1 protein-coding gene is annotated in these 734 nt (G+C 60.8%); it reads right to left on the bottom strand.

The window, feature by feature from the left end:
* Window positions 1–49: 49 nt before the first annotated feature.
* On the bottom strand, window positions 50–734 hold a 685-nt coding region (locus Q7C21_RS22245; protein ID WP_375151123.1), incomplete at its 5' end, for an SDR family oxidoreductase.

Here is a 734-nt window from a genome sequence, read left to right as displayed (position 1 = left end):
CACTGAGCCGAGGAAAGCTCCTCCAGCCGGTGTCGCCCCGAAGGGACAGTCAGCCGGCCTGGCTCTTGGCGAGGCAAAGAGCGTTGACGAAGGTTGCAGTGTGCTGCAACGACTGACGTATATCCGGTTTGGCTATGCCATGCCTGCTGGCAAATTGCTCGACGGCCGCGGTATCAAAACGAGTGGTCTGGATAAAGTCCAAGGCTTCGGGTTTTGTATTCATAAACCGGGCAACGGGAGGAATGCTCAGTAGCCACTTCAGCAGTCGGAGCGAAACGTGATGCTTGGGAGACTTCAAGCCCAAAGGTTGTGCCACCTGCACCAACATTTCTCGCAAGTTGGGCGTTTGCGCATCCAGCGCCAGCAGGTCCTGGCCCGCCATGGCCGGATCAAAAGCACTCGCCGTCATCAGCTCCACCAGGTAGTCCACGGTGACCAGTGGCAGCCAGTGCCTGGCGGTACCGGGCACGGCCGTGAGCTTTCCCTGCACCAGGTTGCGTATCAGCGCCACCAGCGGCTGGCCGTCGAGAATATGCCCCGTGCGGCTGTGGCCACACACTGTCGCGGGGTGGACAACGGTCAGCTCTCCGCCCTTGGCGGAGATGAGCTCCAGGGTCGCAAAATGCGCCTCCAGCTTGCTCGCCTCGTAACCGCCGACACGCCGGTAGACGGCAGGCCAATGGGTCTGCTGCGCAGAACGAGGATCAATTCCGATGCGTTGCAGATGTTCATGG

Origin of the sequence: Pantoea sp. ANP04 (assembly GCF_041982285.1) — a bacterium.
GTDB classification, from domain to species: Bacteria; Pseudomonadota; Gammaproteobacteria; order Enterobacterales; family Enterobacteriaceae; genus Pantoea; species Pantoea eucalypti.
This window is presented reverse-complemented; position numbering and strand designations above follow the sequence as displayed.